Below are 24989 nucleotides of genomic sequence, written 5' to 3'. Positions count from 1 at the left end.
CCACGGCGGAGCCGTCAGCGCACGTCGGCGGAGGCGAGCCGCACGAAGTGTTCCAGCGCCTCGCGTGCCCGGTCGCTCAGCCCGCTCAGCTCGGTCTTGTCGGTCGCCTTGTGGGTCCCGCTCGTCAGTTCGTACGCCTGGCGGGCGGCGTCGACGAGCGGTGGGCCGCTCGCGATGAGCTGCACCCGGAACAGCGCGTGCAGGGCGACGCCGCGAAGGCGGTACGCCTCGATGCGGGTCTCGTGCGCGGCGGGGCCTTCCGGGGCCTCGTCCCCGCGGTGCCAGCGGTCCTGCTGGCCCCGCCTGAACTCCGTCACCGCTCCCGCGAAGTCGCTGTACACGGTCATGCGTTCGGAGCGGAGTTGCTGCCGGGCCTCGAACGCCTGGTCACGCGCCGCCGCCTGACGCTGGGACCGCTGGGTCAGGGCGACGCCGAGCAGGGTGCCGAACACCGCTATGAGAGCTGAGAGAACACCGGCCACGGGAGCAGGACACCACAGGATCGGCCGGGAGCCCAGTCCGCGGCCGCCCCACCCGCTCCGGGGCGCGCGGCGACGGCCCCGGAGCGGATTTCCCCCTGGAGGCCGTACGCCGCGTCGACTGGGGAGAAGACGAACGGCCCGCACCCAGTAGGCCGGTCGCCGCTTTCACCGCGCTTTCACGCCGAGGCGGGCCGGCTGGCGGCGTCGAGGACCGCGGGGAGGGTGAGGCCGAGCCGGGCGAGGACCTCGCCGTGGTCGCCGCCCTCGGTGGGCCAGGAGTGGCCGGCGTTGACGCCGGTCACCGCGTGGTCCGGGAGGAGCAGCGCCAGGGCCTCGGCCACGCCGCCCGCCGGGCGGTGCTCCTCGACCACCACGAATCTCCGGTGCAGCGGGGCGAGTTCGGCGGCGGCCGCGGCCAGGTGCTCGTGGTCGAGGTAGCACAGGTGCGCGTGCGCCAGGCCGGGATCGCGTTCCCTGGCCGCCACGCACAGCCGGGTGCCCTCCTCCCCGACCGACACCAGGCAGGTGGCCCCGGGCGGGCCGCGGTGGTCCCAGACCACCGGCGGGATCCGCCCGTCGCCCGTGCCCGGCAGGCTCTCGTAGGCCGCGTTGCGGCCGGTCCGCACGTAGTGCGGCCGGCCGGACGCGGCGGCGTACTCGATGACGGAGCGCATCTCGGCCTCGCCGTGCGGGGCGGCGACGACGACGCCGGGGATGGCGCGCAGCACGGCCAGGTCCTCCAGGCAGTGGTGGGTGGTCCCGAACCAGGCGCCGGAGACGCCGGCGTAGGGCGCGACGACGGTGACGCCCGCCGCCAGGTAGCCGAGGGTCAGCTTCAGGCTCTCCGCCGCCCGCAGGGCCGCGAACGGCGCGAAGGTCGAGACGAACGGCTTGTAGCCGGCGACCGCCAGGCCGGCGGCCATGTCGATCATCGTGGCCTCGGCGATGCCGAGGTTGAAGAAGCGGTCCGGATGCCGTTCCGCGAAGGGGTGCCGGCGGCCGCCCAGGTCGGCCTCGAAGCACAGGACGCGGTCGTCGGTCTCGGCGATCCGGGTGAGCGTGGCGCGGTAGGCGTCCCTGCCGGAGAGCGTCACCTGACCACCCGCTTCCACCTGGCGGCCCTGGCCGCGTCGATCGTCACGTAGTGCGAGGCGGCCTTGCCCTCCACCGCGGGCACGCCCTTGCCTTTGACCGTGTGGGCCACCACGGCCAGCGGCCGCTCGGCGCCCGACCGGTCGTCGGCCAGCACGGCCGCCAGGGCGCCCAGGTCGTGGCCGTCGACCTCGGCGGTGTCGAAGCCGAAGGCGGCGAACCTGCCGGTGAGGTCCGGCAGTGGCGAGATGTCGGCGACCAGACCGTCGTTCTGGCCGCCGTTGCGGTCGACGACGAGGACCAGGTTGCCGAGCCGGCGGGCCGCGGCGACCTGGCAGGCCTCCCACACCAGCCCCTCCTGCAGTTCGCCGTCGCCCGCGACGGCGATGCCGAGGCCGGCCGCGCCGGACAGCCGGCGGGCCATCGCCCAGCCGGCGGCGTACGGCACGCCGTGGCCGAGGCTGCCGGTGGGGAACACCACGCCGGGCACCTTCGGCCCCGGGTGGCCGGTGTAGGGGTGCCCCGCCCGCCCGTAGTGCGGCGCGGGATCCTCGGCGAGCACGCCGCTGACGTGCAGCGCCGCGTAGAGGCCGGCCGCGGCGTGGCCCTTGCTCAGCACGACCCGGGTGCCGTCGTCGCGGGCGGCGCGGTCGAGCGCGGCGACGAGGATGTCCAGCACCGACAGGCTGCCGCCGAGGTGGCAGCCCGTCGGGGTGGCGGCCATGTCGACGACCAGCCGGCGGGCCCGCAGGGCGCGTTCGGCGAGCAGCTGGGTGTGTTCCACCACGAGCGTCATGGCGTGCCCCCGCTTCCCGTGCGGCCGGTGACGGCGAACCAGGTGGCGACCGCGTCGGCCAGCACGCGGCGTGCCGTGCGGTACTCGGCGGCGCCGATCCGTTCGGCGTCCGTGTGGTCGAGCGCGGAGTCCCCGGGCCCGTAGGCGACCATGGGGACGCCGCGCCAGGTGGTGGCGAGCGTGTTCATGTCCGAGGTGCCCTTCTTGACGACGAACGTGGGCCGGATGTCGGCCCGGCCGAACGCCCGGGTGAACGCCCTGGTCAGGGGCGTGGACCGGCCGCCGACGTGGCCCGGGGTGGCCCGCAGCACGTCGATGGCGAGGTCCGGCGCCCGGTGGGCGAGGGCGGTGGCGCGGAGCTCGTCGAGGTCGGCGCCCGGTGGGACCCGGAAGTTGAGCACCCCCGCGGCCCGGTTGACCTCGCGGCCCGGGTGGGTCGACAGGTCGATGACGGCGGCGAGCGCCTCGGGCGCCGCCTTGAGCACGTCGTCGCGGATCTCCTCCAGGGCCCGGACCAGCGCGTCGGGGGCGGTGACCGCCCCCATGCCGGCCGAGTGGCCGCTCGGCACGGCCGCGGTGACCCGCAGCTTGAACAGCCCGAAGTAGCCGAGCGTCAGCTTGCGCGCGCCGCTGGGCTCGCCGACGACGACCGCGTCCGCCGGGTAGTGGTCGCGGGCGTGGAAGGCGCCCCTGGACGAGGACACCTCCTCCTCGACGGCGCCGACGACCCGCAGTTGGCCGTCCTCGGGGACGTCGGCGGCGGCGAGCACCTCGAGGAACGCGGCGAGGCTGGACTTGGCGTCCACGCTGCCCCGCCCTGACAGTTCGTCGCCCGGCAGCCAGCTGACCGGCCAGTGGAACGGCACGGTGTCGAGGTGGCCGAGCAGCAGCAGCCGGCGCGGTCCCGTGCCGCGGGTGGCGACGAGGTTGCCGACCTGGTCGATGCGGGCGTCGATGCCCCGCCGCCCGCACCAGTCGAGCAGGTAGTCGGCCAGCTCGCGTTCGTCGCCCGAGGTGGCGGGGACGGCGACGGCGCGGCTGAGCAGCGTCAGGTCCTCGGCGGGCGGCGGCTCGCGCCAGAACCGGGTCCAGCCGTGCCGGTCGGCCAGCGTGTGCGGTCCGGTGATCGCCACGTCCGCGCTGCCGGCCAGGGCCTGTTCGGCGGCCCGCACCTTCTGCCGCATGCGGCCGGACGCGAACTCCGCGCCCTCGCCCGGGTGCAGGTCGCGCAGCGTGGACGCCGGGTCGGCGGGGTCGCGCAGCAGCCCAGCGGTGCCGGTGACCAGGCGCAGGTGGTCGGCGCCGAGGGCGCCGGCGAGCGCCGCGGCCAGCATGTCGGCGTCCACGTTCAGCGGGGTGTTCAGAGGGGTGTCGCCGCCGGCCTCGTCGCGCACCGGGGGCGACAGGCACACCACGTCGTAGGCGTCGAGCAGCACCCGCAGCCGTGCGGTGTCGACCTCGCTCGGGACGCCGGCCCGGTGGTCCCGGACCACGCTGGCGCGGCCCTCGGCCGAGACCGCGCGCAGCGGCCTGTTGGCCCGCCCGGTGACGAGGCCGCCCTGCGCGGCGACGGCGGTGAACACCGAGCGTCCGTGCGCGGCGAGGCCCGCCTCGACCTGCGGCAGTGTCACCTGCTGGTAGGCGCCGATGATGTGCGGCAGCTCGGCGGGCGGGCAGTAGCGGACCGAGTCGCCGCCGGCCAGCCGCAGCCGGGGGATGGGCCTGCCGAGGGCGCGGTAGTGGCGCTCGATGCCGGTGGCGCCGCCGGCGACCAGCAGCACCCGGGCGCCGCGCGCGACGAGGTCGCTCAGCTCGCCGTGGATGGCGGCCCGGTCCAGCGTGGCGCTTCCCACCTTGACGACGTACAGCGGCCTCATGGCGCCACCGCCGTCCACGGCAGCCCGGCGCCCTCGTCGAGGCCCGCGAGCAGGTTCATCGCCTGGACGGCCTGGCCCGCCGCGCCCTTGACCAGGTTGTCGAGCGCCGCGACCGCCACCACCCGGTCGTCCCGCACGCTGGCGGCGACCTCGGCGACGTTGGAGCCGACGACGGCCTTCAGCATCGGGAAGTCCCGCGGTGTCCTGGGCGACGACTGCACCCGCACGAACGGCCGGCCGGCGTACGCGCGGGCATAGGCGCGCTTGACGTCCAGGGCGGTGACGCCGGGCCGCAGCCGGGCGTAGCCGGTGACCACGATGCCGCGCGGCACGTCGAGGCTGTAGGTGGAGAACTGCAGGTCGAGGTCGGTGCCGCTGAACTCGGCGACGGCGCGGCGGATCTCCGGCAGGTGACGGTGGCCGTGCGGCCGGTGCACCCGGAAGTTCCCGAACCGTTCTGCGGGGTGCTCGGCGGTGTCGCGGCCGCCGCCCGTGGAGCCGGTTTTGGCGTCGACCACGACCCGCGGCTCGGCCAGCGCCCCGGCGTAGAGCGGGTGGAGGGCGTAGAGCGAGGCGACGGCCATGCAGCCCGGCAGGTTGACGAAGCGGCCCTCAGGTGGCGCGTCGGACAGCTCGGGCACGTAGTAGGTGAAGGAGAACGGGCTGTCGGCGGAGGCCGGGTAGTGCGCGCGGATCTCGTCCGCGTCGCGCAGCCGGAAGTCGCCGGCGAGGTTGAGCACCCGCTTGGCGCGCTCGGCCACCCGGGGCAGGACCGCGGGCAGCCGCCCGGCGGGCAGGCAGCAGAACGCGACGTCCACGTCGGGGAGTTCGTCGAGCGGCCGCAGCGTCACCCGGCCGGCCGCCGGGTGGTTGCGCAGCCAGGGGTGCACCGCGCCGAGCGCGGCGCCGGCGTGGCGCTCGGCGGAGGCGAACGTGACCTCGGCGGCGGGGTGGTCCAGGAGCAGCCGGACGAGTTCGCCGCCGGTGTAGCCGCTGGCCCCGACGACGGCGGCGCGGAGGAGTGTGTCAGCCAAGGCGGGCCGCCTTCTCGTACGGCCGCCGGTAGTCGCGGTCGGCGACGAGCTTGCGGATGGCGTCCGGCCGGCGGGCGACCTTGTGGAAGGCGTCGGCGTACCGCCGCACCCGCTCGTACTCGACGGGCGAGCGCAGCTCCCGGCAGAGCACGAGGGTGGTCTCCAACATCCGCAGGGTGACCGGGAAGTCCTCGGGACGGTGGTCGGTGACCGCCTCCGGGTTGAGCGTGAACGGGTACCCGTTGCCGAAGCCGGCCCGGTGCCGGAACGGGAGGTGGCACGGGATCGGGGTGTTCTGCCACTCGCGGGCGGGCACGCCCTCGGCGACCAGCAGCTCGTGCACCGCCTCCTTCACCGCGTGCGCGGGGAGGTCGTCGAGGCCGACGGCCTCCGGCACGAGGGTGACCCGGTACATGTTGTAGGCGTGCGTGTGCCCGTCGGGCACGTGCGGCGGCCGGAAGAGGCCGGTGGCGTCGAGCGCCTCGGCGAGCAGGGCGGCGTTGCGGGCCCGGATGGCGTCGTAGTGCGGCAGGCGCCTGAGCTGGCTGGCGCCGAAGGCGGCCGCGATCCACGACACGCGGTAGTCGATGCCGTGCCGCTCCAGGTAGTCGACGGCGCGCCGGTGGGCCTCGGCGGTGGCGAAGAAGGCGATGCCGCCCTCGCCGCCGAGCGGGAAGTTCTTGTCGGCCATCAGGCTCTGGCCCGCCGCGTCGCCGAGCGAGCCGGCGACGGCGTCGCCGATCCGGGCGGAGTGCGCGTGCGAGGCGTCCTCGACCAGGGCGAGGCCGTGGCGCTCGCACAGGGCCCGCAGCGCGGGCACGTCCGCCGGCAGCCCGTGGACGTGTACGGGCATCACGGCGCGGGTCCTGCCGGTGACCGCCGCGGCCGCCGCCCGCGGGTCCATGCAGTAGGTGTCGGGGTCGATGTCGACGAAGACGGGGACGGCGTGCGCGGCGACGACGGCCTGCGCGGTGGCGATGAAGGTGAACGCGGGGACGATGACCTCGTCGCCGGGGCGTACGCCGGCGCCGACGAGCGCCAGGTGGAGGCTGGCGGTGCCGCTGGCGGTGGGGAGGGCGTGCGCCGCGCCGACGTACGCCCGGTAGGACTCGGCGAAGTCGGCGACGACCTTCTCCGGCGCCTGCCGCTGCGCGAGCAGCAGGCCGAAGACGTCCTCCTTGGTGATGACGGGGAACGGCGTGCGCCGCGCCTCCCGGGGGATCATCGGCTCGCCGCCCAGCGCGGCGAGTTCGCCGGTGACGTCCTCCGGCCGGGGCAGGGGTAACGGGAGGTCGGGGAAGTCGGTTATCACAGCGGGGCTCCAGAGGTGACGGGCGGCGTGCCGGCGCGGGTCAGGGCCATCCGCACGCAGGCGGCGACCAGCGGGCTCAGCCGGTAGTTGAACTGGACGCCGGGGACCAGCTCCGGGTCGGCCTCCTCCTGCGTCCACATGGTGCGCAGGTCGTGGGCGCCGAAGATCTTCAGCCGCTCGGCGCGGGCCCAGACGGTCTCGTCGTCGGTGAGGACGGCGGCGGCCGGGCCGAAGCCGAGCCCCGTGAGGTCGACGACGAGCGCGGGGGCGGTGACCCGCGCGGCCCACTCCCGGAGGTCGCCCGCGGTGTCGGGGCCGAGCGCGATCTCGTCGAACGTGGCCGGCCCGCCGGGTCGCACCCGGACACCGAGCCAGTCGAGGAACGCGGAGGTGCGGGCGTCGATCCCGGGCTGGGTGATCTCGTCCCCGTGGCCGACGCCGAGGCCGGTGAGCGCGGCGTGTACGGCGGCGGTGCGGCTGTTGAGGAGCACGGCCCTGCGGCGGGCGGTCTGCTTGCTCAGCAGGCGTTCGAGGCCGGGCAGTTCCCGGTCGCTCTTCTCGATGCTCATGACGACGCCCGAGGTCAGCGCGCGGGCGAGCACGAGCGCGGTGTCGAACGATGGCATGGTGGCTTACTCCGTCCAGGACGGTCGGCGGAAGTCTCAGGCGGTGACCCGCGCGGAGCCCTCGTGGGCCAGTTCGGCCACGTGGTCGGCCAGGTGGTCGGCGATGGGCACGCCGTGGACGGCCGAGGAACGGGCGAACTCGGGGTTGGCGTTGACCTCGAGGACCTTCAGCCGCCCGTCGGCGGTGTCCCGCAGGAGGTCGACGCCGTAGAAGCCGTCGCCGAGGACCTCGACGGTCCGCCGGCACAGCTGGGAGATCTCGGCGGTGACGTCGGTCCTGGTGACCCGCGCGCCGAGGTGGGTGTTGGTGCGCCAGTCGGCCGAGGCGCGTTCGATGGCGACCACCGGGGTCCGGCCGACGACCACGACCCGCAGGTCGTGCCCCGGCTTCGCCACGTACTCCTGGAGCAGGACAGGGAACGCCTTGCCCGTGGCGTCGACGGACTCACGGCCGCCGATCCACGCCTCGACGCTGTCCCGGTCGGGCAGCAGCGTCACGCCCCGACCCCAGGAGCCGCTGACCGGCTTGACGACCACGGGGTGGCCGACCTCGGCGGCTGTCTCGCGGACCTGGTCGAAGCTGAAGGCGTGGTGGGAGACCGGGTGCGGTATCCCGTGCCGGGCGAAGAGCAGGGCCTGGAGGCCCTTGTCGTTGCAGACGTCGATCGCGGTCGAGGTGTTCAGGGTCGGGACGCCCGCGTGCTCGAGACGGCGCGCGACGGCGGCGCCCTCGGCGTGCGAGAGGTTGCGGACCACCACCAGGGCGGGCGGCTCCCGGCGTCCGGACAACACGGCCGCCAGGTCGTGGGGCAGAGCGAGCTCCGCCCGCAGACCGCGCGCGAGGAGAACGTCGAGCAGCGCCTTCTCCTCGGGCCGCCGCATGGTCGCGGACACCAGGATCTGCGGAGAGGTCACTCGCCCCAGTCCTCTTCCAGCTCGGGCGCGAGTTCGACACGGACCGCGCCGTCCCGGAGTTCGGTGACCTCGTGCTCCTGGCCGCAGCCGGAGCACTCGATGATCTCTCCCTTTTCCCAGTCGGCGGCGACCGTGAAATCCGTGTCGCACACCAGGCACTGCGGAGCGGGAATGCTCGTGGTCATTTTCTCGTCTCCCCATTTTCGCATGGCGGTGCCATGAGCTGCTTTAACGAGAGCTGATGACGCGAAAGCGCGGCGCGCGAGGGTCATTGCGCGCGCACCAGTAACGGTAACGGGTCTGCTCCCCTGGTGTCACGGGTGTCAGACGGTAAAATCTCCTTTACCGTCGGGAAACAATAAGGTGGTGTTGCGGAAAGGCTTCGCCGCATGTCTGTTTCCACAATAAATTCGTGTGAGCGCGACCCGCGCATTCGATCCGTTTTTTCGCATGCCGAAATGATCGACGGCGTGAAAGCCCGTCGAAAACGCGCCGAAAACGCGTCACACGGAGGTGGCGGTGGCCTTCTCGGCCGCGGGCAGCGGCCGGGCGCCCCGCCGGGTGTACCAGAGGGCGCCGCCCGCGAGCGCGACCGGGACCAGCAGGAAGATCCCGGAGAAGAGCAGCACCACGCCCATCACGGCCGCCGCCAGGATGGCGCCGTACCACACCGGCCGGCGGCTGGGCAGCAGCTTCACGCCCGCGACGAGACCCGCCACGGTGACGGCGATGAAGCAGGCCGAGGCGGCGAGCATGACGGAGCCCAGATCGGCCCCGACCAGCAGCGAGACGGCCGAGACCAGAACCGAAAGCACGGCGAGCACGCCCAGGCTGCGCCGGGGGATCTCGCCTGGCAGGTTGCCCTTGGCCATCCAGGCCGGGAGCGAGCCGTCGCGGGCGAGCGCCGCGCCGAGCCTGCTGGCGCCGGCCAGGTAGGCGTTCATGGTGCCGAGCGTGAGCATCGCGGCGAGCGTCGCGGTGAACGCGTTGGCCGCGCCGCCGATCCCCGCCTCCAGCAGGAGGCTCAACGGCACCTCGCTCTCCGCCAGTTCGGGTCCGAGGACCAGGACGCAGGTCAGCGCGAGACCCACGTAGAGGACGCCGATCACCACCAGCGTGAGCAGGGTGACCAGACGCAGGTCCCGCGCCGGGTTGCGGAACTCCCCGGCGAGGTGGGTGACGGCCTCCCAGCCGGCGAACGAGAAGAACAGCAGGCTGGCGGCCGGTCCGACGGCCAGCAGCCCGTGCGGGGCGAACGGCGTCATGTTGCCCGGGTCGGCGTCGGGTAGGGCGAGCAGGCAGGCCGTCAGCAGCAGCAGGCCGAGAAGGCCAACGAGGACCAGCTGGACCCGCCCGGAGACCCGCAGGCCCACCGCGTTGGTGCCGAACGCAGCCGCGAGCAGGCAGCCCGCGAACCCCAGGGCCGCGCCCTGGCCGCCGCCCACCGCGTCCGCGACGTACTGGCCCCCGACGTACGCCGTGACGGGCGCGCCCGCGGGCAGCGCGAAGTAGAACCAGTACCCGACCATGGCCGACGCGCGGTGGCCGTACGCCTTGGACACGAACGTCGCGACGCCGCCGCCGTCCGGATGGTGGGTGCTCATCGCCGCGAAGCTGGCCGCCACCGGCACGCAGAACAGCAGCAGCAGCGCCCAGGCGAGGACGGATGCCGGGCCCGCCTCCTGGGCGGCCAGGGAGGGCAGGGCCAGGATGCCCGCCCCCAGGATCGCACCCACGTACAGCGCCGTGCCCTGACTCACACCGATGCGTGCCGCGCTCAAGCCAACCCCCAGGCTGCTTTCTTTTATGAGAAAGACGCGATGCTAAGCTTCGTAAAACACAGAGCCGGGAGCATGATGCCTCAAAATCTTAAGAGCGACAACCCGGTCTCGCGGGAGCCCCAGCCCACGCTCGACCCGGTCGACCGGGCGCTCGTCAGGCTGCTCCAGGAGTCGGGCCGGATCACCCTCACCGAGCTGTCGCGCCAGGTGGGCATGAGCCCGCCCGGAGTCTCCGAGCGGCTGCGCCGCCTGGAGAAGGCCGGCGTCGTCACCGGCTACACCGCGGTCGTGGACCCCGAGCACCTCGGGTACCGGCTGCGCGCCTTCGTGCGGCTCGCCACGTTCCAACCGCTGGCCAGCCGCCCGGCGTTGGACCGCGTGCTGACCAGGCCGGAGGTCGTCGAGGCCCACCACGTCGTCGGCGAGGACTGCTGGATCTTCAAGGTGCTGGTGCGGGACACCCGGCACCTGGAGGAACTGCTGCTCGCCTTCGCGGCGGTCGGCACCACGACGACGTCCATCGTGCTGTCCTCGCCGGTCGACGGGCGCCCGCTCGTGCCGGCGGACGAACTGGAAGAAGGAGCGGGTGAGGCGCCGTGATCCGGGTCTGTGTCGCCGGAGCGACGGGCTGGACCGGCAGCGCGGTGGCGCGTGCCGTGCTGGACGCGCCTGACCTGGTGCTCGTGTCGGCCGTGAGCCGCACGCACGCGGGCGCCGACCTCGGCGCGGCCTGGGGCGGCGAACCCCTCGGCGTCCCCGTGACCGGCACCGTCAGCGAGGCCCTGCCCGGGGCCGAGGTGCTGGTGGACTACACCTCGCACGAGGCCGTCGGAGCCCACGTGTCCGCCGCGCTCGACGCGGGCGTCGCGGTGGTCGTCGGCTCCTCCGGGCTCTCCACCGCCGACTACGCCGCCATCGACGCCACGGCCACCGCCCGCGGGCTCGGCGTGGTGGCCGCGGGCAACTTCTCGATCACCGCGGCCCTGGCACAGGCCGCCGCCCTCCTCGTCGCTCCCCACCTGCCGTACGCCGAGGTCATCGACTACGCCTCCGAGGGCAAGCGCGACGCGCCAAGCGGCACCGCCCGCGAGCTGGCCGAGCGGCTCTCCGCCACGGACCGTGCCCAGACGCCGCCGTCGGACGGCCACCCCGAGGCGCGCGGCGCCACCATCGGCCGCGTTCAGGTCCACTCGCTGCGGGTGCCGAGCTTCGTGGTGTCCACCGAAGTCGTGTTCGGCCTGCCCGACGAGCGCCTGACGATCCGGCACGACGCCGGCTCCTCGCCCACGCCCTACGTCGCCGGCACTCTGCTCGCGATCCGCGCCGTGCCCGGCCGCGTCGGACTCACCAGGGGCCTCGACGCCCTTCTCCTCGATGCGATCGACCCTCGTTGACAATCCGAACGATCACACCGAGACTCGATCGCATGTATGAGGTCCCGCTCCTGACCAGCGAGCGCTGTGTCGACCTCGTCCGCGTGGCCAGCGCGCGCTGTTGATGCGGCCATCAGCCCCGCGCCGCGCCACCCGCTCACCCAGACGCGATCCCGCCTGACCCTCGCGTGCTGCCACTCGCGCCCGTGGCGCGGCCCGACGCTCTCACCCCCTCAGCGATCGAAAGCAGCACGATGAGCCTGGAATTCCTCTGGTACATCCCCAACACCGTCGAGCCGGGCCACCGCGGCGACGACACCACCGCCGGCTGGGGATCGATCGAGTACTCCACCGAACTCGCCCACGCCGTGGAGGAACACGGCTGGGGCGGCGCCCTGCTCGGCACCGGCTGGGGACGTCCCGACACCTTCACCGTCGCCACGGCGCTCGCCGCCCGCACCACGACCTTCAAGCCGCTGATCGCCGTCCGCCCCGGCTACTGGCACCCCGCCAACTTCGCCAGCGCCGCCGCCACGCTCGACCAACTCAGCCGGGGCCGCGTCCTGGTCAACATCGTCAGCGGCCTCGACAACCCGGCCGCGTACGGCGACACCAACGTCGACCCCGCACAGCGGTACGCCCGCACCAGGGAGTTCCTGCACCTGGTGCGACGGCTGTGGACCGAGGAGGGCGTCACCTTCCACGGCGAGCACTTCCAGGTCACCGACTCCACCGTCGCGCCCCGCCCGTACGCGGTCGGCGGGCGGAAGCACCCCACCCTCTACTTCGGCGGCGCCTCCGCGGCCGCCGAGGAGGTGTCGGCGGCCGAGGCCGACGTCCAGCTCTTCTGGGGCGAGCCGCTGGACGGCATCGCCGAACGCGTCGACCGGCTCAGGACGTTGAGCGAACGCCTCGGCCGCCGGCACCGGCCGCTGGAGTTCGGGCTGCGGATCACCACCCTGGTGCGCGACACCACCGAGGAGGCGTGGCGCGCGGCCGAGGAGAAGGTCGCCCGGATGGCCGGCAACACGTTCGAGGGCGCCACCTGGGCGGGAAACCGCCGGACGGCCGTCGGCCAGCGGCGACTCCTCGACCTCGCCGAGCGCGGCGAGGTCCTCGACACCTGCCTGTACACCACCCCCGGCAAGTTCGGCGGCGGCGGAGCCGCGACCACCTGGCTGGTCGGCTCCGCCGCCGACGTCGCGGCCGCGCTGGAGAACTACCGCGCGCTGGGCGTCACGCACTTCGTGCTGTCCGACACCCCGTACAAGCAGGAGATAGCCCGCCTCGGCGACCAGTTGCTGCCCCTGCTCACTGCGCGAACAGCCAGTCGATGACGGTGTCGTTGGTGTAGGTGGGTATCCAGGAGGCGTGGCTGAACAGGGGAGTGGTGCCGGCGGGGAAGGTGGTGAAGATGTGCCTGCTGCCCGCCGCCTCCGCGCGGCCCCTGGCGTCGGCGGCCGCCGCCTCCTGGACCCGGTCAGGCGCCGTGCCGGCCCACTCGCTCCAGGTCGTCGGGCGTCCTGCGGCCTCCAGCGCCCGGAAGATCCGGTAGTCGGAGCCGGGGGCGTCGTAGGGCACGACGGCGTCGTCGGCGGAGTGCAGGGCCCAGATCGGGAACGCGCCGAGGGCCTCGACGGCCGCCGCCTCGTCGCCCGCGCCGCACACGAGGACGGCGGCGGTGAAGAGGTCGTGGTGCTCGGGCAGCAGGGCCCAGGAACCGTAGGAGCCCATGGAGAGGCCGGTCAGATAGACCCGGCCCGGGTCGATCGCCGGGTTCCGGGCGATGGTCGCCCGCACCAACTCCAGGACTCCTGCCCGCACGTCGGGGCGCCACCACCCTCCGCTGCCCGGTGTCCCCTGGGGCGCCTGGGGGGAGAGGACGAAGGCCGGGTGCCGGGCCTGCCGCGCCGGGTCGGCGAACGCCACGGAGATCTGGTTCCCGGCGATCTGCGCGAAGTTGTCGGCCCCGCTCTCCCCGTGGCCGTGCAGGGTCACCACCAGCGGATACCGCCGCCCGGGCCGTGCCCTGGGCGTGAAGAAGCGGTAGTCCACGGTCACGCCCGATTCGGCCTCGAACGTCGCGGCGGCGTAGTCGTCGACGAGCACGTTCCGCACCCCGGAGTTGACGACCGGTGCGTCGGTCCTGGCGGGCACCCGGGCCGTGAGGTTCTCGACCTGCCGGACCTGGTAGGCCCCGGTCAGGTCGTAGAACCGGGTGAACGTCTCGTTGTAGGCGCCGGGCGCGAGCGGGTCGTCCGGGTCGAGTTCGAGCACCACGTACCTGCCGGGACGCTGCCGTCCCGTGAACCCAGGGGCGTCGTTGGTGTAGGCGCGGACGACCGTACGAGCTCCGGTCCGCGGTTCCGCTCCCGGCCGCGTGAGCGTCACCGTGACCTCGAACGCGCTCGTGGCCACCCGGCCCCGGCCGAGGTCGACGACCCCGTCGTACTCGACCGCGAGGCCCGTGACCTGGTAGCCCTCCGGCCTCACCTCCGCGATGACCGTGGCGTCGATCGCCCGGAGCTCGCGCCCACCGCCCCGCCCCGCCGCCGTCGCCCGCCCCGCGGCGCCGACGACGCCCGGCAGCGACGCGACAAGTCCGGCTGCCCCGAGCATGGTTCGTCTTCTCATGCGGCTACTCCTCGTTGAGTTCGAACTGCCGTGCAGGCTACTCAGCGACGCATGTCTATTCAATATTGAATTAATATTCAGCCGGGATCGAGGACGGCCGAAGGCAGTGGCGTCGGCCGTCCTCACCCGCTCTCGTCCGTCCGTCAGGAGGTCCGTCGGGCCGGCCCGGCCGGCTCGCCGTAGATGACGCCCCGGCCGTTGGTGCCGAAGTAGACCCGGCCGTAGACGCGTGGGTCACCGGTGATGGTGTTGCCGGTCCAGGCGTACTGGTGCTGGTCGTCGTTGATCCGGGTCCACGTGGCGCCGGCGTCGTCGGAGCGGAAGACGCCACGCACACCGCCGATGCGGAGGCTGGCGTAGACGGCCGGATAGGAGGATCCGGGCGCCGGCCTGCCGAAGCCCACGTTGTCGCCCTCCTCGACGCCCGGCAGACGGGTGAAGGAGGCGCCGGCGTCGGTGGAGCGCCACAGCCCGTAGACGCCGCCCGCCTCGCCGCCGCCCAGCCAGATGTCGCCCTCGTGGCCCGGGACCGGCTTGAACCGGACGTTGCCCTCGGCGGGCAGGCCGGTCGCCGGGGTCGCCGTGAAGTGCTCGCCGCCGTCGGTGCTCCGGTAGAAGGTGCCGGCGTGACAGGCGTAGAAGACCACGGGGTTGACGCGGTCCGCGCGCACCAGCGCGCCGGAGGGGACGCCCTGGCAGGCGGTCCACGTCTGGCCCGCGTCGGCGCTCCAGCTCACCGGCGCGCCCGCCGGAGCCCACACGACGCGGCCGCCGTCCGCCGCGATCGCGACGGCGGTGTCCGCGACGCCCGGGTCGGTCAGGCCGGCCGGTTCGCTGCCGGAGGGGGTCCAGGTCGCGCCGCCGTCGGTCGAGATGGCGAAGTGCTGCGCCCAGGCAGCGGTGGGGTGGCCGACCCGGACGATCGTGTGGGGCACGTTCTCGGCGTAGTCCAGCGCGACCGTGGTGCTGAAGGTGGGCGTGTCGTACATGCGCGTGGGGCGGCCGAGGTCCGTGTGCCGGAAGCCGCCGATGTCCCCGAGGCCGGAGAGCAGGTGCGCGCCGGCCGGCGGGCTGATCAGGGAGAGGACCGCGGTCTCTTCCAGGCCCTGGGCGCGGACGTCGATCCGCACGGTGCCGCCGGTGTCCCAGTCGGTGAGGTTGTCGGAGCCGTGGATGGTGGCGCCCGTGCCGTACATGAAGTGGTCGGAGTTGAAGGGGTCGATCGCCAGCGCCTCGGTCATCCAGCCGAGCTTCGGCGTGAACTCGGGTGGGGTGGGGTTGCCGTTCCAGGTCAGCCAGGGGGAGGCCGAGATGTCCATGGTGTAGCGGAAGGTGCGCTCGTTGTTCGCGTCCAGGTCCCAGGCGCGGGTCCAGCTCGCGCCGCCGTCGGTGGAGCGGAAGAAGATGACGTCCGGGTACCAGAGGATCTGGGTGGCCACCATGAGGGTGTCGGGGTTCTGCCGGTCGATGGACAGTCCTGAGTAGCCCCACTGGCAGTCGGGGCTGGTGGACGGCACCGGGCTGACGCGCGTCCAGGTGTCGGTGGCGGTGTCCAGCTTCCACACGTCGCCCTTGGAACCGTCGTACGGACCGGCGGTGTTGCTCGTGGCGAGGTAGAGGTAGCCGTTCTCGTGGTCGAGGACGGCCGTGTGCGGGATGTAGCCGGTGGGCTGTCCTGGCACCCGCTCCCAGGTCCGGCCCGCGTCGGTGGAGCGGTAGAGGATGTTCTCGGTGTCGGCCACCGTGACGTACAGGGTCCGCGTCGCGCGCCCCCGCCGGCCGGCGCGCTTGTCGAACAGCACCTGGAGCACGCCCAGGTTGTCGCCGTTGGGGCCGCCGGTGTCGTTGGGGTCAGGGACGAAGTTCCCCACGTTGGGGAAGCTCTCGACCCTCGCCCAGGTCTCGCCGTGGTCCCCCGAACGCCACAGGCCGTTGCCGCCGCGCACGCCGAGGTACAGGACGCTGTTGCGATGCGGATCGACGGCCAGGCGCTCGCCGATGCCGCGGCCCGGCATGTTCCCGCCGAGACGGAAGGGCAGCATGGTCCTGCGCCAGGTGCGGCCCCGGTCCGTCGAGCGCACGATCGCCGCCATCGTCGGATCCCAGTCGGGCATGGGGTACGTGCCCACGGCCGCGTACACCCGGTCGGGGTCGAGCTCGTCCGTCGCGACGCTGATCACGCCGGTGTGGCCGTAGTGCTCCCAGTCGACCCAGTCGAGCAGGGGAACCCAGCGTCCGGTGCGCTGGTCGAGCCGGTAGGCGCCGCCGATGTCGGTGCGCGCGTAGACCAGGCCCGGCTCGCGCTGGTTGAAGACGATGCCGGTGACGAAGCCGCCGCCGACGATCTCCGCGTTGCGGAAGACGTACCCTCCGGAGGACCGGGCCGAGGCGTTGGCGGTGCGGGCGGTGGCGGTCGGCGCCAGAGAGACGCCGCCGGCGGCGGCCGCGATGGCCGTCGCCGAGAAGAGGACGGCGCGTCTGCCGGGACCACGTGGGGCCGGGGAGGAGGGCGGGGGAAGAGGGGAACTCGGCATGGCGCTCACCTTTCAGGGACGGATGGATGTCCGGCGGGCCGCCGAGGCGGGCGGCACCTCACGCGGAGGAGACGGGGGCGCGCCGAACAGGGGTGGCGAAGGGACCCGCGAGGGCGCGGGGTGATGGCGGCCGGCCGCCGCGCGGGCGCGGGTCCGCGCCCGGGCCCGCCGACGGCCGGCCGCTCGGCGGAAGGCGCCGGCGTCGTCAGCCGGCCGTGCCGGTGACGGTGGTTCCCGACCTGGTCAGCGTGTAGGTGACGGTCTCGCCGCTCCAGAAGTGGAACGTGAGCCGCACCGTGGAGTTGTCGTCGACCGCGTCGAAGAACGCCTGGGGCAGGGTGATCCGGCCCGCTCCGTAGTCGGGCGAGAAGGCGACGCCGAACTCCTTGTAGGACGTCCAGTCATGCGGTCCCGCGTTGCCGCCGCCGGCGTAGACCGCCTCCATGGTGGCGAGTTGGTCGCCGTTGAACGCGGTCGGGATGGTCAGGCCGCCGGTGGTGCCGGAGGCGTTCACCAACTCGGGAGTGGCGTAGCTGATGACGTCCACGTCCCACGGCGCACCGCCGTCGAACTGAAGCGACAGCGTCGCGTTGACGCCGTGCCCCCGGCCCTCCGTGAGGCGTGCCAGGGTCGCGGCGGTGACGGTGAGTTGGTCGCCGTTGACGGTGTAGTCCTGGCCGCGCACCAGCTCCGCAGAGCCGTTGCGGACGGAGGTCAGGTTGTTGCCGTTGGGGTTCAGCGTGAGCGTCGCGTCTGCCGGGGCCTGGCCGGCGCGGACGAAGATCTGGTCGCTGGAGGCCGTCGCCGAGTCCGTGGTCCAGCTGGTCCTGATCTGCCGGTACAGGCTCGGGTCCCGCCAGGTGAGCGTGGAGCGGTCGAGGTGCTGGCCGTTGTCCCACCACATGGTGGTCAGCTGCCGCTGGCGGGCGTAGGAGCCGAAGTACTCGAAGAACTTCAGCATCTCGCCGTGCTGGATGGTGCCGACGCTCCGGTCGAAGCCGAGCAGCCCGTACTCGCCGACGATGACCGGGATGCCCTGGGAGACGAACGTGTCGTACACGCGGTCGAAGTTGGCGGTCACGTCCTGTCGCACCTCGTCGTCGAAGCGGGTGTAGCCGGCGATGTTCGTGCTGAACGGCCAGAAGCCGTAGTAGTGGACGGTGGCCGCGAGGTTGGGGTCGTCCAGCGCGGCGATGGTGTCGACCAGCGGGTCGAGCCTGGCCTGCTCGGAGTTGGTGTGCAGGGTCGGCAGGACGAGCACGCGGTCGGCGTTGTTGCCGCCGGTGCCGCGGACGATGGTGTGGAAGGTGGTGTTGAGCTCGTCCAGCAGCTCGAACTCCTGGGCCTCACCCGTGCTGCCCCGGAACTGCGGCTCGTTGACGCTCTCCAGCAGCAGCTCGGGGGGCGCGTCGCGGAAGCGTTCGGCGATCTGGGTCCAGGTCGCGGTGTAGCGGTCAAGCACCGCGTCGTGCTGGGTCGGCATGTCCAGGATCCACTGCCACGAGTCGTGGTGGGTGTTCAGCAGCACGTACAGGCCCTCGTCCAGGGCCATGTCCACGACCTCCTCGACCCGGTCGAGCCAGGCCGGGTCGATCGGGTAGTCCGGGGCCCCGCCCTGGTGGTCGGTCCAGGTCACGGGCAGCCGGAGGCTGTTGAAGCCCTGGTCGTGGATGGCGGCGAGCAGTTCGCGGGTGATCCGCGGATTCCCCCACGACGTCTCGTCGGGGATGGCGTCCAGGGTGTTGCCCACGTTCCAGCCCGGCTGCATGGCCGCGACCGTCTCCTCCGCGGTGGATACCCGGGGTGAACGCTCTCGCTCGGCCGCCTGGGCCCCGCCCGGGGCGGTGGCCAGCGCGGTGGCCGGGATGGCCGACAGGCCGAGCAGGGCCACCACGAGGGTGGCCAGGAGACTGTGCCTTCGTTGCTTCACCGTCGTCCCTTTCTACGGGGGTGGGGGTCAGGGCGGCTCGTGCCCCAGCGAGGTTGACGAGGAACGACCGCCCCCGGGCGGCGCCTCGGCGTGCCCGGCGGCGGTGGGCGGCGGCATGCGACCGGCCGCGGCGGAGGCGATCGGACACGGGGCGATCGCGCTGGCGGCGATCGCGTTGGGGGTGGGGGAACTTTCTCCGGCTCGGTCCGGGGTGTGGGGTCGGCATGGCGTCAGCGCCCCTCGCGGCTCTGCCTCGTCGCGCGATTCGTCATACGTGTGATGCAAGGTCGAAGCGCTTCAACGTTGGCTGAGGTTAGGAGCCCTCGGCGGGTCGCACAAGCCCTGCGGCAGAACTTCGACGGGGAGCAGTCGGCGACAAGGCCAACGGAAGGCGGCGGGCGTGTCGGGTTGTTGGCGTAGAAGCCTTGACGGAGGCATGGCCAGCTTCGATCATCGAAGCGCTTCGACACCCACGCCCGGGTGGGCGTGGGCGGTGCCTCAGCGCCGGCTCAGCGCGGTGAACGCGAGGCGGAACTCCGTCGGCGCCACCGTGAGCTGGTACTGCGGGAGCGGGCCGTCGTCCCAGGGCTCGGAGCCGAGGCCCTGCTGGGCGTCGTCGACGTTGACCCAGACGGTGTCGCCGGGAACGAGGTCCGTGGTGTGCTCGGCGGCGTCCAGCTGATGGCTGGTCCAGCGGCGGGCGGTGAACCAGAACGAGTCGGTCAGGGCGGTGACACGCACCCCTTCGCCGGCGGCGTCGCGGAGTTCGGCCCAACGGACGTCGGAGCGGGCGCCGTTCTCCTGGGGGCGGACATAGGGGGTCTGTAGGTCGTCGACGGACATGGCGTAGCGGCCGAGACGGGAGGCGGCGCAGGAGTCGGGGTACGCCTCTCCCCGGCCGCCGCCGTACCAGGCGGCGCGGTCGTACTCCGCCGGCAGGCCGAGCAGCAGGCCAAGGCGAGGCAGCGGGCAGGGCCACTCCCCGTCGGGCGTGACGGCGACCTCGAGCAGCAGCTCGCCGTCGCCAGCCGTCCAGCGGTAGTCGGCGTACAGGCCGAGGTCGGTGGCGGCCGGGGCGACCCGGGTGCGGACCGTCAGGCTCTCCTCGTCGACGTCGACCGCGTCGACGCGGTGCCGCATCCGGTGGAGGCCGATCCTCCGCCACGTCGTGCCCAGGGGCTCCTCCGCGAGCCAGGGGGCGCCCCGGTCGTTGTCGGTCGTGGCCCGCCACACGTCGAGGCGCGGGCCCTGGCGGAGGGTGAGGCCGCCGAGCGCGGTGAGCGTGCCGGTCGCGGCGTCGAACACGGCCGGGCCGAGACGCAGGGCGCCGGCCTCGCGGCGCGGGGCGGCGCGGGCGGCGGGCGGCTCGGGGAGGCGTCGGGGCACGGCGGTGAGCTGGGCCCAGGCCACCTCGTGGCCGCGTGCGGCCCACGGGGTGTCGGCGGCGAGCTCGGCGCCGATGGTCCACACGGCCTCGCCCACCAGGTCGCCGCCGGGTGGGGCCGGCAGTTTGACGTCGGCGGAGGCGCCGGGGGCGAGCGGCGGGACGGTCAGCGTGCCGCTGGCCACCGCCTCGCCCTCGACCTCGTAGGTCCAGGTGAAGGCGAGATGGGAGGTGTCGGCGAAGTCGTGGCCGTTGGTGACCGTGATCTCGCCGGCGGTGGTGTCCCCGGTGATGTGGACCGGCTCGATGACCTTCTTGTACTCGACGAGGCCGGGGGAGGGGCTGCGGTCGGGGAAGAGCAGGCCGTCGCAGACGAAGTTGCCGTCGTGGAGTTCCTCACCGAAGTCGCCGCCGTAGGCGAAGTAGGGGCGCCCGTCCGGGGTGCGCCTGGGCAGGCCGTGGTCGATCCACTCCCACACGAAGCCGCCCTGGCAGCGCTCGTAGGTCTCGAACAGGTGCTGGTAGTCGGCGAGTCCGCCCGGGCTGTTGCCCATGGCGTGCGCGTACTCCACGAGCAGCAGGGGCAGCGAACGCCGACGGGCGTCCGACTCGGGGTCGTCAAGCGGCGGCTCCTCGCGGCGGCCGATGGCCTCCACCTCGTGGTGCGGGACATACATCCGGGAGTAGAAGTCGCTGTCGCGGTAGGAGGGGTCGTTCTCGTAGTGGACGGCCCGGGAGGGGTCGCGCTCGCGGATCCAGGCCGCCATCTCCGACAGCCCCTGCCCGGCCGAGCACTCGTTGCCGAGGGACCACACCACCACGGAGGGGTGGTTCTTGTCGCGTTCGACCATGCGCCGGGCCCGGTCGAGCAGGGCGGGGGTCCACCGCTCGTCGGCGACGGGGTTGCCACGCCAGCCGGGGAACGCGCAGAAGCCGTGCGTCTCCAGGTCGCACTCGTCGACGACCCACAGACCCAGCTCGTCGCACAGGTCGAGAAACGCCGGGTGCGGCGGGTAGTGGCTGGTGCGGACGGCGTTGATGTTGTGCCGCTTCATCAGCAGGAGGTCGCGCCGCATCGTCTCCAGATCCAGCGTCCGCCCGGTCTCGGGGTGGAACTCGTGGCGGTTGACGCCACGGAAGAGGATCCGCCGGCCGTTGGCCCTGAACAGGCCGTCCACCACCCCGACGGTGCGGAACCCGATCCGCAGCGGGACGCGCTCGCCCGAGGTCGCCAACTCCCCGTCGTACAGCCTGGGCACCTCCGCGCTCCAGGGCTCGACGGCTACGCTGACCTCCTCACCGGTCCCGAGATCCAGGCCGAGTTCCGGCACGATGACGCGCCCTGGGACGTCGCAGTCGACCCGCAGGGTGCCCAGGCCCGTGGTGTGGTCGTACGCCGCGTGCACGAAGAAGTCGGCCGGCGAACCGGCCGGCCGGTGGTGCAACGTCACGTCGCGGAAGATGCCGGGCAGCCACCACATGTCCTGGTCCTCCAGGTAGCTGCCGGCCGACCACTGGTGGACCCGGACCGCCACCACGTTGCCGCGCCGCCGCAGCAGACTCCCCACCGCGAACTCGTGCGGCAGCCGCGAGCCGGTGAACCATCCGAGCTCCCGGCCGTTGAGCCACACCCGGGCGCAGGACTCCACGCCCTCGAAGCGCAGCACACTCTCCCCGTCCACCGGCCAGTCGTCGGGCAGGTCGAAGACGCGCCGGTGGTCCCCGGTGGGGTTCTCGGTCGGCACCCGCGGCGGGTCGACGGGGAAGGGGTAGTCGCTGTTGGTGTACGCCGGTGCCCCGTGGCCCTGGAGCACCCAGTGGCCGGGCACGGTCACCCGGTCCCAGCCGGCCGTGTCGGCGTCGTCCGCCACGAACCGGGTGTCGGCGCCCTCGGCCGTGTCCGAGAGCCGGAACGCCCAGGAGCCGTTCAACGACAGCCGCGCGGCGTCGGAGCCGGCGTACCAGGCGCGGGCGGGGAGCGTGCCGCTGCCGGGGGAGCGGTCCTCGTAGTAGGGAAGCCGGTCGTCCGCGAGCCGGAAGTCCATGCGTCTCCTCGATGTCGCGCGGCGCGCCCCTCGTGGCCACGCGCCGCTGGTCCTGTCTGAGCTGTCGGGCACCGCCGAGTCGCCAGGGGCAGGCGCGACCGCGGCCCGGGCGGGACCGGCGGGGACGGCTCCCGGCGGTTCGGCGGTGCCGATCGGCCGATCGCTACCGGTCGTCGCGGAGATCCACGAGCTTCTCGAAGAAGAACTCGTGCTTGAGGAAGGACACGTCGTACTCGTGGCCCGGGTAGGGCGGGATGAGCTGGGCGGCCTGGAAGAGGCGCCAGCCGTCGCGCAGGGCGGCCACGCCCGTGGCGTACGGCGGCTCCTCGCTGTCACCCGTGGTCGGGGACGTGCGGCCGGTGCCGTCGTAGCGTGCCCAGCCGAGGACATCGGAGTCCAGCGCGGACGTCGACAGGTACAGCACCAGCACCTGCTGGCGGACGGCCGGATCGGGGACGGGGCTCGCGGCGCTCATGCGGCGGCCGTCCGCGGCCGGTTGGAGACGCGGGTGACCCAGTGTTCGAGGTCGAAGTCCGCGTCGCCGGTCAGGGCCCGCCAGAGCAGGACGCGGTTGTAGCGCTCGAGGCGCCCGGTCGCCTGCTCGTACCAGGGGAAGTGGGCGTCCAGTTCCGCCGCCACCCGCGGATCCGCCAGGTCCGAGGTGTCCCACAGCAGCCGCTGCGGCACGGTCGGGTTGAAGCGGATCTTGAACATGTAGCGCGGGGTGTCGCTGTCGTTGCGCCGGCCGCCGTGCCACAGGCCGTGGTGCAGGAACACCACGGTGCCGGCCGGGCAGACCAGTCGGCTCTGGCCGCGGAGGTTCTGGTACCGGCCGGTGTCGCTCTCGTTGGTCCGCCGCAGGTGGCTGCCGGGAACGCTGAGCGTGCCGCCCATCTCCAGCGTCACCTCGGCCGGGTAGTACATGAGCTGCACGTCGAACGCGTCCGGCCGGACGTCGATGATCGCGTCCGCGTGCAGCGGCTGCGCCTGGCCCTCGCGCGGCTCCCGGACGTGCACCGCGTGGTGGTCGATGTTCGGGTCAGGACCGACGAGGCTGCGCAACGCGCCCGCCACAGAGGGCAGTTCGATGAGCCGTCGGACGAAGGACCCCTCGGGATAAGCCTCGTTCACCGGCGTGCCGTACGGCACCGACGGGATGCCGACCGGCAGCACGTCCAGCGCCTCGGCGTTCAGCTCCGCCGGCACCACCGCGTCCAGCCGCAACGACCCGTGCGCCACGAAACGCGCCATCTGCACCGAGGTGAGCAGATGATCCGTGATTGTCGTTCTCATCATGCGCAGCACGCTAGGCGCGTCTCACGTCCCGCGCGTGGGCCCCGTTCACCCACTACTGGTAGTTTCTCACCGTGCTGGAGGCCGTGGTGTGCCTGGACGAGCCGCCCGTCGTGACAAGCGTCGGCATCGCGGTCCACGGCCTCGCCAGTGACACCGACGTCTTCCGCCTGCCCGACCTGTGGCAACTACACCTCTACCAGTACGCCGCCGACCTGACCGTCGACGGCACCCACCACGCCATCCGCCCCGGCCGCGTCAGCCTCGTGCCCCCGGCCACCACCGTCCGCTACCGCTACCGGGGCCGCTCCCAGCACCTGTACGCCCACCTGTCGCTGCCCACCACCGGCCGGCTCCACACGGTGCCGGTCATGCAGGACACCGGCCCCGAACTGCCCGTGCTCTCCGCCCAGCTGCACCAGGCCCTCGCCGCCTGGCCCAGCACCCCCGTCCGGGCCGCGGCCGAGATCTGGGCCACCCTGTGGCGCGTCGCCCACCTCACCCCGCCCGGCCCACAGGGGCGCCGCGACGGGCAGCACGCCGCCGTCAACACCGCGCTCGCCCACATCGAGGCCCACCTCGCCGACCCCCTCACCGTCCCCGGCATCGCCCGCGCCGCCGGGGTCTCCCACAACCACCTCACCCGCCTCTTCCGCGCCCACACCGGCACCACCGTCATCGCCTACATCCGCCAGCGCCGCATCGCCCGCGCCCGCCACCTGCTGCGCGAATCCACCCTCTCCATCTCCGCGATCGCCACCCAGGTCGGCATCCCCGACCTCCAGGCGTTCAACAAGGCCTGCCGCCGCGAACTCGGCGCCTCCCCCCGCACCGTCCGCCACGGCGGCGGCCCCACCGCGAGCCCTCCACCGGCCCGCCCGCGGTGACCGGCACCCACCCGGACCGCGGCGCGAACACCCCGCTCGGCGGTCGGCGGCAGGACATCGTGACCGAGTGGCATTGCTCTTGCGGCCCGGAAGAAGCGACTGGCACTCTGCCGTGGAGGCTTGAGGGGGGCGTGAATGCCCGCTGCCGGGGGGGTGGGGGGGCAGCACGTGGAACGCGTTTCCAGGATTTCCTTGTGGCTTAGCGTGGCGGCATCAGTCGTGGCCCTGCTGGCCTTTCTCGGAATCGAGAACTACGAGGAGCTGCGGCGGGCGCTCAGCGATGACGCCGAGAATTCCCCGTCGCCCGGCCCGGAGGGGCACGGACCTCTCCGCGACGGGCGGCGCCGACACGGGAGGCACGCCAGATGACGGCTCGGGCGACGGCTCGACAGGGACGTCGGAGTCGAACGGCGACAACAGCGGCGTCCAGTGGACTCCGACGCCGGATCCGACGCTTGAGGCGTACCAGGAGGTCGACGCGGGCGACTGCCTCCACAACTGGATGACCGGGGAGAGTAGTTGGTCCACCGAGGTGCCCGAGGTCGTCGCCTGTGGCGCCGATGGCGCGGCGCTCTGGGTGTCGTACGTTTCGGACACGACCGGCAGTTGCCCGTCGGACGCGGGACGGAGCCACCTGTCGTACACGAGCGACGAGGGCGAGACGGTGGCGCTGTGCGTCAGCCGAAGGTTCGAGGTCGGGCAGTGCTTCCTCGGCGTGCCGGACGGTGGCGCCAACCTCATGAGCTGGGTGGATTGCGACAACAGCAGCGTGCCCGAGCCGTACAGCCAGATATACAGCGTCACCGGTGTCTACGCCGCCCCGGCGAACCACACACCGGGTGAGTGCGCTCGCACGCAGAATGACCAGACCAGCTATGCGTCCTGGTCCGTCGAGGACGAGACTGTTCTGGTCTGTGCCGTCGTGTACGCCAACTGAGCCGCCTCCCGCTCCCGGCGCCACCCGCGCACACAGCGAAGCCCCGCACCAACCAAA

The 24989-nt window shown here is 73.1% G+C and carries 21 protein-coding genes; 5 read left to right on the top strand and 16 right to left on the bottom strand.

Annotated features, from left to right (window positions below; translation table 11 throughout):
* Nucleotides 1-14: 14 nt before the first annotated feature.
* The 10 genes from ACFWI8_RS09570 to ACFWI8_RS09525 form a co-directional block, all read right to left on the bottom strand.
* Nucleotides 15-482, bottom strand: a complete 468-nt coding sequence (locus ACFWI8_RS09570) for a hypothetical protein (RefSeq protein ID WP_387087740.1) — start codon at nt 480-482, stop codon at nt 15-17.
* 176 nt (nt 483-658) lie between these two features.
* Nucleotides 659-1576, bottom strand: a complete 918-nt coding sequence (locus ACFWI8_RS09565; RefSeq protein ID WP_387087737.1) for a transketolase — start codon at nt 1574-1576, stop codon at nt 659-661.
* Nucleotides 1573-2370, bottom strand: a complete 798-nt coding sequence (locus ACFWI8_RS09560) for a 1-deoxy-D-xylulose-5-phosphate synthase N-terminal domain-containing protein (RefSeq protein ID WP_387087734.1) — start codon at nt 2368-2370, stop codon at nt 1573-1575. The genes ACFWI8_RS09565 and ACFWI8_RS09560 overlap by 4 nt, the downstream gene beginning before the upstream one ends.
* Nucleotides 2367-4247 (bottom strand): M20/M25/M40 family metallo-hydrolase, encoded by a 1881-nt coding sequence (locus ACFWI8_RS09555; protein ID WP_387087731.1) that lies wholly within the window; start codon nt 4245-4247, stop codon nt 2367-2369. Before ACFWI8_RS09555 ends, ACFWI8_RS09560 begins: the two co-directional genes overlap by 4 nt.
* Entirely contained in the window at nt 4244-5281 is a 1038-nt protein-coding gene (argC, locus tag ACFWI8_RS09550) for an N-acetyl-gamma-glutamyl-phosphate reductase (RefSeq protein ID WP_387087728.1), read from the bottom strand. Before argC ends, ACFWI8_RS09555 begins: the two co-directional genes overlap by 4 nt.
* Nucleotides 5274-6593: a DegT/DnrJ/EryC1/StrS family aminotransferase gene (locus tag ACFWI8_RS09545; protein ID WP_387087725.1), complete on the bottom strand. Its 1320-nt coding sequence runs from the start codon at nt 6591-6593 to the stop codon at nt 5274-5276. The genes argC and ACFWI8_RS09545 overlap by 8 nt, the downstream gene beginning before the upstream one ends.
* On the bottom strand, nt 6590-7219 hold the full coding sequence (locus ACFWI8_RS09540; protein ID WP_387087722.1) for a degT/DnrJ/EryC1/StrS aminotransferase: 630 nt from the start codon (nt 7217-7219) through the stop codon (nt 6590-6592). Before ACFWI8_RS09540 ends, ACFWI8_RS09545 begins: the two co-directional genes overlap by 4 nt.
* Nucleotides 7220-7255: 36 nt before the next feature.
* Nucleotides 7256-8134: a RimK family alpha-L-glutamate ligase gene (locus tag ACFWI8_RS09535; protein ID WP_387087719.1), complete on the bottom strand. Its 879-nt coding sequence runs from the start codon at nt 8132-8134 to the stop codon at nt 7256-7258.
* Complete coding sequence (locus ACFWI8_RS09530) at nt 8131-8319, bottom strand: lysine biosynthesis protein LysW (RefSeq protein ID WP_387087717.1); 189 nt, start codon at nt 8317-8319, stop codon at nt 8131-8133. Before ACFWI8_RS09530 ends, ACFWI8_RS09535 begins: the two co-directional genes overlap by 4 nt.
* 318 nt (nt 8320-8637) lie before the next feature.
* The gene (locus tag ACFWI8_RS09525; protein ID WP_387087714.1) at nt 8638-9915 is read right to left on the bottom strand and encodes an APC family permease; all 1278 of its coding nucleotides are present in this window, start codon (nt 9913-9915) and stop codon (nt 8638-8640) included.
* 75 nt (nt 9916-9990) lie between these two features.
* Here ACFWI8_RS09525 and ACFWI8_RS09520 point away from each other — a divergent pair, with 75 nt between their 5' ends.
* The 3 genes from ACFWI8_RS09520 to ACFWI8_RS09510 all read left to right on the top strand — a co-directional run bounded on the left by ACFWI8_RS09520 (nt 9991) and on the right by ACFWI8_RS09510 (nt 12625).
* Nucleotides 9991-10515, top strand: a complete 525-nt coding sequence (locus tag ACFWI8_RS09520) for an Lrp/AsnC family transcriptional regulator (RefSeq protein WP_387087711.1) — start codon at nt 9991-9993, stop codon at nt 10513-10515.
* A complete protein-coding gene (dapB, locus tag ACFWI8_RS09515; protein ID WP_387087708.1) occupies nt 10512-11309 on the top strand; it encodes a 4-hydroxy-tetrahydrodipicolinate reductase in 798 nt (265 codons plus the stop codon). The genes ACFWI8_RS09520 and dapB overlap by 4 nt, the downstream gene beginning before the upstream one ends.
* A gap of 233 nt (nt 11310-11542) precedes the next feature.
* Complete coding sequence (locus ACFWI8_RS09510; protein ID WP_387087705.1) at nt 11543-12625, top strand: LLM class flavin-dependent oxidoreductase; 1083 nt, start codon at nt 11543-11545, stop codon at nt 12623-12625.
* Here the strand turns inward: ACFWI8_RS09510 and ACFWI8_RS09505 are convergent.
* From ACFWI8_RS09505 to ACFWI8_RS09480, 6 genes are all read right to left on the bottom strand, one after another.
* Complete coding sequence (locus tag ACFWI8_RS09505) at nt 12600-13922, bottom strand: phospholipase (RefSeq protein ID WP_387087702.1); 1323 nt, start codon at nt 13920-13922, stop codon at nt 12600-12602. The two genes, ACFWI8_RS09510 and ACFWI8_RS09505, sit on opposite strands and share 26 nt — an antisense overlap.
* A 143-nt stretch (nt 13923-14065) precedes the next feature.
* Nucleotides 14066-16456, bottom strand: a complete 2391-nt coding sequence (locus ACFWI8_RS09500; RefSeq protein WP_387087700.1) for a WD40/YVTN/BNR-like repeat-containing protein — start codon at nt 16454-16456, stop codon at nt 14066-14068.
* Nucleotides 16457-16661: 205 nt separating this feature from the next.
* Entirely contained in the window at nt 16662-18386 is a 1725-nt protein-coding gene (locus ACFWI8_RS09495) for a cellulase family glycosylhydrolase (protein ID WP_387087697.1), read from the bottom strand.
* Between the two features lie 498 nt (nt 18387-18884).
* Nucleotides 18885-21815, bottom strand: a complete 2931-nt coding sequence (locus tag ACFWI8_RS09490) for a glycoside hydrolase family 2 TIM barrel-domain containing protein (protein ID WP_387087694.1) — start codon at nt 21813-21815, stop codon at nt 18885-18887.
* A gap of 163 nt (nt 21816-21978) precedes the next feature.
* Complete coding sequence (locus tag ACFWI8_RS09485; RefSeq protein ID WP_387087691.1) at nt 21979-22290, bottom strand: hypothetical protein; 312 nt, start codon at nt 22288-22290, stop codon at nt 21979-21981.
* The gene (locus ACFWI8_RS09480) at nt 22287-23111 is read right to left on the bottom strand and encodes a phytanoyl-CoA dioxygenase family protein (protein ID WP_387087688.1); all 825 of its coding nucleotides are present in this window, start codon (nt 23109-23111) and stop codon (nt 22287-22289) included. Before ACFWI8_RS09480 ends, ACFWI8_RS09485 begins: the two co-directional genes overlap by 4 nt.
* Before the next feature lie 71 nt (nt 23112-23182).
* Here ACFWI8_RS09480 and ACFWI8_RS09475 point away from each other — a divergent pair, with 71 nt between their 5' ends.
* Nucleotides 23183-23995, top strand: a complete 813-nt coding sequence (locus ACFWI8_RS09475) for a helix-turn-helix domain-containing protein (RefSeq protein ID WP_387087685.1) — start codon at nt 23183-23185, stop codon at nt 23993-23995.
* A 280-nt stretch (nt 23996-24275) separates the two neighbouring features.
* The gene (locus tag ACFWI8_RS09470) at nt 24276-24932 is read left to right on the top strand and encodes a hypothetical protein (protein WP_387087682.1); all 657 of its coding nucleotides are present in this window, start codon (nt 24276-24278) and stop codon (nt 24930-24932) included.
* Nucleotides 24933-24989 lie beyond the last annotated feature (57 nt).

This window comes from Streptomyces sp. NPDC127098 (genome assembly GCF_042722465.1).
GTDB classification, from domain to species: domain Bacteria; phylum Actinomycetota; class Actinomycetes; order Streptomycetales; family Streptomycetaceae; genus Streptomyces; species Streptomyces millisiae.
The sequence above is the reverse complement of the archived record's forward strand: the minus strand, read 5'-3'. Positions and strand labels throughout refer to the sequence as shown.

Coding starts and splice junctions, on each gene's coding strand:
- ACFWI8_RS09560 (WP_387087734.1), bottom strand. CDS start 2,370: ATGACGCTCGTGGTGGAACACACCCAGCTGCTCGCCGAACGCGCCCTG.
- ACFWI8_RS09555 (WP_387087731.1), bottom strand. CDS start 4,247: ATGAGGCCGCTGTACGTCGTCAAGGTGGGAAGCGCCACGCTGGACCGG.
- ACFWI8_RS09540 (WP_387087722.1), bottom strand. CDS start 7,219: ATGCCATCGTTCGACACCGCGCTCGTGCTCGCCCGCGCGCTGACCTCG.
- ACFWI8_RS09530 (WP_387087717.1), bottom strand. CDS start 8,319: ATGACCACGAGCATTCCCGCTCCGCAGTGCCTGGTGTGCGACACGGAT.
- ACFWI8_RS09520 (WP_387087711.1), top strand. CDS start 9,991: ATGCCTCAAAATCTTAAGAGCGACAACCCGGTCTCGCGGGAGCCCCAG.
- ACFWI8_RS09510 (WP_387087705.1), top strand. CDS start 11,543: ATGAGCCTGGAATTCCTCTGGTACATCCCCAACACCGTCGAGCCGGGC.
- ACFWI8_RS09505 (WP_387087702.1), bottom strand. CDS start 13,922: ATGAGAAGACGAACCATGCTCGGGGCAGCCGGACTTGTCGCGTCGCTG.
- ACFWI8_RS09500 (WP_387087700.1), bottom strand. CDS start 16,456: ATGCCGAGTTCCCCTCTTCCCCCGCCCTCCTCCCCGGCCCCACGTGGT.
- ACFWI8_RS09490 (WP_387087694.1), bottom strand. CDS start 21,815: ATGGACTTCCGGCTCGCGGACGACCGGCTTCCCTACTACGAGGACCGC.
- ACFWI8_RS09485 (WP_387087691.1), bottom strand. CDS start 22,290: ATGAGCGCCGCGAGCCCCGTCCCCGATCCGGCCGTCCGCCAGCAGGTG.
- ACFWI8_RS09480 (WP_387087688.1), bottom strand. CDS start 23,111: ATGATGAGAACGACAATCACGGATCATCTGCTCACCTCGGTGCAGATG.
- ACFWI8_RS09470 (WP_387087682.1), top strand. CDS start 24,276: ATGACGCCGAGAATTCCCCGTCGCCCGGCCCGGAGGGGCACGGACCTC.